A 6,369-nucleotide genomic window follows, 5' to 3' on the forward strand; every position below is an offset into this window, starting at 1 on the left:
TTGTTCTATGATTATATTATTAGTATGAAAGGAAATAATATGCTGCGAAAAATAATTCTTTGTATGTTGAGCATCTTTTGTGTAATTCAAACCATCCCTGCGGATCAGCACGGGGCGGAAACTGTCCTGGATCTCTCTTCCCCGGAATTAGCCGGTAGGGGCGGGTTTAGCACCTCACAGGGTGGGGCGCCCGCAAGCATCCTCAACCCTGCGGCGGGGGGAGATGCGCAGCGTATTGTCTTTGACGCCGGGGCTCTTTTTTTGGTTTCCACCAGTACCGGTGGGGATCTCGGAACGGCCATTGAATTGGGCGCCCTATTACCCACAAAATACGCCGTATTCGGCGGCTCATTGCATTTACTGGGCAGCCCCGGATTTAATGGGTACTATCCCATAGGAACCACCTTTGGGGGGAATCTGAGCGCCGCCAAAGAATTATACCCCGGTTTAAACGTAGGCTTGGGGTTCAATTTCGCCTTTGGAGAAGATGATAACGGCGATGGGGTCGGGACTGTCATGGGGGATCTGGGAATCCGCCATAATATCGGCAAGCTGGGTCCGTTGCAGAATTTTACCTACGCCTTTGTGTTCCGCGGCCTGGGAAAGAGTTATATGCCCGGCGCTTTTACCCCGGTGCTTGGCCTTGGTTTCGATCTGATCCATGTCCAGGGGAAAAATGATAAGCCCGATCCCCTTGCCGTAAAATTTAACTCGGATTTTTCTTTCCCAACCTTCCAGAATATGACCGGGAAATTCGGAATTTCGGCAACCGTGGCTGAACTGGTAACCCTCGCCGCTTCAACGGGGTTCAATATTAGAGATATTCAAGAAAGCAGAAGCCCCACGTGGCTCCCTTCCTTGGGGCTTACGGTTAACCTGGGGCTCCTTTCCTCCGGAAAACGCATAGCCGGAGGACGGCTGCCATCGGACGGGGATTTGGGGATAAGTATGGGGTTTAAACCCCTGTATAGCGATGTTATCGCCATAGGTCCCGGAGTCAGCTGGTCTGTGGGTGTGCTGGATAAACGACCCCCGGTGATCACCGTGGATTACGAAGATGGTATGTGGATTTCTCCCAACAACGACGGTAAGGCGGACGTATTAGAATTCCCCGTAAGCATAACGGATCAGCGCTATGTTGCTGAATGGAAGATGGAAATTTATGATGAAAAGGATACCCTGGTCCGGACCTATAAAAACAAGGAACTGCGTATTGAAACCATGGGCGTCAAAAATGTTTTCAACCGGCTCGTAGCAGGAAAGGTGGGGGTTGAAGTTCCACCGAATTTCCGCTGGGACGGAATTTTTGATTCCGGGGATATTGCCACCGACGGAACCTATCATTTTGTCATAATTGCGGCGGACGATAACGGGAATACCTCATCTACCGCCACCTATACGGTGATAGTGGACAATACCCCGCCAACAGTACAGGTAGAAGAAATTGCCGATGCGGAGAAGATCTTCTCCCCCGATGGGGACGGAAACAAGGATACCCTTACGATCACCCAGCAGGGTTCCGTGGAAGATCTCTGGGATGCGGGGATTTATAATATATCCGGAGAAAAGGTACGAAGCTTTAGTATCAATAAAGGGGAACCCGCTCCGATCATCTGGGACGGAACCGATGATACGGGGCATATTGTGGCGGACGGCGTGTACAGCTATCGGATCAGCGCCACCGACAAGGCGCTTAATTCGGAGAATGCCACCCTTGAGAATATCATTGTCAGCACCCTACAGCCCCGGGTAAATCTTTCTATCAATGACGCCTATTTCTCCCCCAACGGAAATGGTATAAAGGATATCCTTACCCTGAATACCACGATACCGGTAAAAGAAGGGATCACCACCTGGTCGGTAGCCGTGCGGGATAATGCCGGAACGGTACGGCGGACCATCAACGGTACTAATACTGTGCCGGAACGGATTGACTTTGACGGCAGGAGTGATGCGGGGAGCCTCCTCACCGAGGGTACCTACAATGCGGAACTGGCCGTAAACTACCGGAACGGTTATGTGTCTACTTCTCTATCGCCGGTATTTACCCTGGATGTCACCCCCCCGACCGCCTCGGTGCGTACCGAGTACAATGCCTTCTCCCCAAATAACGACGGGATTCAGGATGAGATGGTCTTCATCCAGGAAGGTTCTGCGGAAATTCTCTGGGTCGGCGAAATACGCAGGGCCGGAACTACGGCCAACGTAAGGACCGTACGGTTCAGCGGGACTCCCCCCGCCAGGTTTACCTGGGACGGCCTTACCGACACCGGCGCTCTGGCGCCGGACGGTGACTATACCTATCAGCTGAGCGCCACGGATCAGGCGGGAAATACCGGCGGGTCAGGGTCTCCGGCGCTTTTTGCCCTCAGCACCGCCGACACACCGGTGATGTTGAGCACCGACCTCCGGGCCTTCTCTCCAAACAATGACCGGAACAAGGATACTATCAATATTATTCCCCAACTTCAGGTTATAGCGGGGATAAGCAGTTGGAGAATAGAGATATTGAACAGCGCCGGAACAATGGTGCAAAGCTTCACCGGCTCGAATACCGCCCCCGGACCGACAACTTGGAACGGCAGGGATACTGCGGGCAGCACCGTCCCTGACGGGAACTACACCGCCCATATTGAGGTTCGCTACGCCGCGGGGAATCAGCCTACGGCTCTTTCCCGGCCCTTTGCGGTGGACACCGTGGCTCCTAAGGCAACGCTTACAACGCCCTACACGCTCTTCTCCCCCAATGGGGACGGAAAGAAGGATACCCTTCCCATTAACGTAAGTACCGAAGGGGATGACCCATGGACAGCGGTGATCACCGATGCCCGGGGTACGGAGATCCAGTCCTGGACCTGGACCGGAGCGGCCCCATCGTCGGTAAACTGGGACGGTAATGATAAGGCGGGGAATACCGTTCCCGACGGCGTCTACACCTTCGCCCTCAGCTCTACCGATGAAGCGGGGAACAGTATCAGGATACCCATGGACACTATTACTGTGGATTCCCGCATACCCAGAGCTTTCCTCACCGCTAACCAGACTGCGGTTGCCCCCAGGGGCGGCCCCACCGGTGAAGCACTGCGGTTCAGCGTAATCCTCACCCCCAAGGACGGCATTGAAAGCTGGTCCCTGGATCTCAAGGATGAAGCCGGTACGGTACGGCGTCACTTCCCCATACCGGGAACCAAGGAATTATCGCCGCCGGAAACCATAAGCTGGAACGGCTATGATGACAACGGCGTGCTTCGGGAAGGGAAGTTCGTACCCCAGTTATCGGTTATCTATACAAAGGGCGATGAGATATCGGTTTCCGCGCCCCCCATCATGGTGGACGTTACCGGTCCGTCTCTCAGCTTTGGTTACGAGCCTGAATATTTCAGCCCCGATAACGATGGTGTGGACGATGAGCTCAGCATGTTCCTTGGTATCCAGGATATGTCCTCCATTGCAAACTGGAGCTTTGAAATCCACGAACCGGAACCGCCAAAGCTCCTATTCTACCGTATAGAAGGCCGAGGCAGCCCCGCGGAAAGAACCATCTGGGACGGACGCAGCTCCAAGGGTGAACTGGTACAGTCCGCCACGGACTATCCCTTTATCTTCAAGGCTGTGGACGCCCTGGGAAATACCAGTACCCTGGACGGTACTATCGGTGTGGATGTATTGGTAATTCGGGACGGAGATAACCTTAAGATCCAGGTACCCTCCATAGTTTTCCGGGCAAATGAGGCGGACTTCTTTGGCAAGGACAAGGACCCGCGGTTTGGTTTAACCCAAACGCAGATTGACAATAACAACCGGGTCCTGCGGCGTATCGCCCAGATCCTTAACAAGTTCAGGGATTACCGTGTCCTGGTTGAAGGCCATGCCAATCCCACAAGCCGTAATCCGCCGGCCGCCGAGGCTCAGGGAGACCTGAACCTAAGCGAAAGGCGGGCCAAGGCGGTGGTAGATTTCCTGGTCGGCTTCGGGGTCACCCGCGGGCGTCTCAGCTCCGTAGGAAGGGGCAGCACCCGGCCGATTATCGTGTTTGATGATCATGATAACTGGTGGAAGAACAGGCGGGTGGAGTTTATCTTGATTAAGTAACAAAACAGAAAAGAATATGCCCCTTTAACATTGTTTGGGGTCCTGCCAGCTGGAAAAAATATCAGGAACCCCCAAAGGGTCCCCCTGATATTTTTTCCACTGTCACCCCCGATAAAATTATTGGGGCATATTCTTTTCTGCCGGTTCGCAGAACCGGTGTGGGGCAAGTTGGGTGGGCGGTGTGGAGTAGGAATCCCAGGGGGGTCCCCCGATATTTTTTACACCACCACCCCCGATAAAATTATTTGGGGCATATTCTTTTCTGCCGGTTCGCAGAACCGGTGTGGGGCAGGTTGGGTGGGCGGTGTGGAGTAGGAACCCCAGGGCTAAACTTGACCCACAAATAAGAAAAACCGCAAAGTCGAAGAAGTCGAAGAAAAAATGAGGAGGGAAATACCGAAAAATCTCATGCGTTCCCCCCCTTTTTCGCCTTCTGCGACCTCGCGGTTAGAAATTTCTTCGTGATAGGTAATCATTATTGATTCAAGGAGTAAAGGTATGAAAAGCAAATATGGTGTATTTTTTGGTTGCGCCGTTTTATTGACAGCGGCAATATTTACATTGGCGGGTTGCGGACCAATGACACCGCCGGCCAAGGATTTTGAGTTTGAGTACGGTATTATCAAGGGCTACAGCGGGAAAAGTAAAAAAGTGGCGATACCGGCGAAGATCGGCGGGACGCAGGTTACCGAGATCGGGTCTGCAGCGTTTTACGAAAACCAGTTGACCAGTGTGGTGATTCCGGACAGCGTTACCGAGATCGGGTCTATGGCATTTTTCGAAAACAAGTTGACCAGTGTGGTGATTCCAAAACACGTTACCGTGATCGAACAGTTTGCGTTTTCCCACAACCAGTTGACCAGTGTGGTGATTCCGGAGGGCGTCACCAGGATCGGGGGTAACGCGTTTTCCAACAACCAGTTGACAAGCGTGGTGATTCCGGAGGGCGTCACCGAGATCAGGATTGCGGCGTTTGCCCACAACCAGTTGACCAGTGTGGTGATTCCGGACAGCGTTACCGAGTTCGAGGAGAATGCGTTTTCCGATAACCAGTTAACGAGCGTAACCATTGGGGCAAATGTATCGGTTTACCTGAACCCGCTCCTGAAGGACCATACTGTTGTCGTCTTTGATAACTCCCTTGATTCCTACTATGCGGATAATGGTAAGAAGGCGGGTGTTTATACCTACAATGGCAGCGGCTGGAGCTATTCAGCAAAATAGGAATTGCAGCGGAACACGCCTTCAAATCACTGCCTCTCCGCCTGCGGCAATCACAAGGCGCGGCGCTCCGCTGGTCCGGTTCCGCCGGAACCGGCCTCGATGCGGGGAGCAGGTAACAGGGCGGCGGAAAAAAGGGCGGCAAGGGTTATCAGAATAAAGGATTTTATGGCTTTCCTTTTAATCCCGGTAACTAATCACCGCGTCTGAGGGGAAAACCATATTCCCCTGCTTGGCATTTCTTGAAAGGGACACCGCTTTAAGTCTGGTACATCTGTAAAAGGCGTAATTCCCGATATTGGTAACACCGTTGGGAATGGTAAGCGTTGTAAGGCCGCTGCACTCGTAAAAGGCGGAATCTCCGATACTGGTAACGCTATTGGGAATGGTAAGCGATGTAAGGCCGCTGCACCCGTAAAAGGAGGAATTCCCGATGCTGGTAACGTTATTGGGAATGGTAAGCGATGTAAGGCCTTTGCACCCGGAAAAGGCGGAATTCCCGATATTGGTAACACTGTTGGGAATGGTAAGCGTTGTAAGACTGCTGCACCCGAAAAAAGCCCAAACCTCAATGCGGGTTACACTCGCCGGAATACTGTAAGTTGAATCTTTTTTCCCTGGCGGATAAGAAACCAATACCGTTTTACTTTTATTGAACACAATGCCATTTTCACTGCCATAGTTGGCATTACCGGTTAGTACATTTATTTCGGATAAGGCGCTGCACCCGGAAAAGGCTCTATCCCCGATACTGGTAACGCTATTGGGAATGGTAAGGGATCGAAGGTTTCTGCACCCGGAAAAGGCCCAAGTCTCAATACTGGTTACACTATTGGGAATGGTAAATGAAGTAAGGCTCCTGCACCCATCAAAGGTGGATTTTCCGATGCTGGTAACGCTATTGGGAAGAGTAAACGAAGCAAGGCCGCTGCACCCGTAAAAGGCGGATTCCCCGATGCTGGTAACACTATTGGGAACGGTAAGCGAAGTAAGCTTACTGCGCTGTAGTAGACCTGCGTAGCAGGGCTGCGGAAGCAAATTCTACACGCACATGAA

General features: G+C 52.5%; 3 protein-coding genes. 2 read left to right on the plus strand and 1 reads right to left on the minus strand.

Annotation, left to right across the window (positions count from 1 at the left end; translation table 11 throughout):
- Positions 1 to 24 precede the first annotated feature (24 nt).
- Together LQZ19_RS01400 and LQZ19_RS01405 are read left to right on the plus strand one after the other, a co-directional pair.
- Positions 25 to 4,092, plus strand: coding sequence for a FlgD immunoglobulin-like domain containing protein (locus LQZ19_RS01400; protein WP_411045842.1), 4,068 nt, complete (start codon positions 25 to 27; stop codon positions 4,090 to 4,092).
- A gap of 579 nt (positions 4,093 to 4,671) precedes the next feature.
- Positions 4,672 to 5,316, plus strand: coding sequence for a leucine-rich repeat domain-containing protein (locus LQZ19_RS01405; protein WP_411045843.1), 645 nt, complete (start codon positions 4,672 to 4,674; stop codon positions 5,314 to 5,316).
- 177 nt (positions 5,317 to 5,493) lie between these two features.
- Here LQZ19_RS01405 and LQZ19_RS01410 read toward each other — a convergent pair whose 3' ends face one another.
- Positions 5,494 to 6,351 carry a leucine-rich repeat domain-containing protein gene (locus tag LQZ19_RS01410; RefSeq protein ID WP_411045844.1) on the minus strand — a complete coding sequence of 286 codons (858 nt, stop codon included), beginning with the start codon at positions 6,349 to 6,351 and terminating at the stop codon, positions 5,494 to 5,496.
- Positions 6,352 to 6,369: the final 18 nt, after the last annotated feature.

The organism is Treponema primitia (genome assembly GCF_046533075.1).
Taxonomy (GTDB): Bacteria; Spirochaetota; Spirochaetia; order Treponematales; family Breznakiellaceae; genus Termitinema; species Termitinema primitia_B.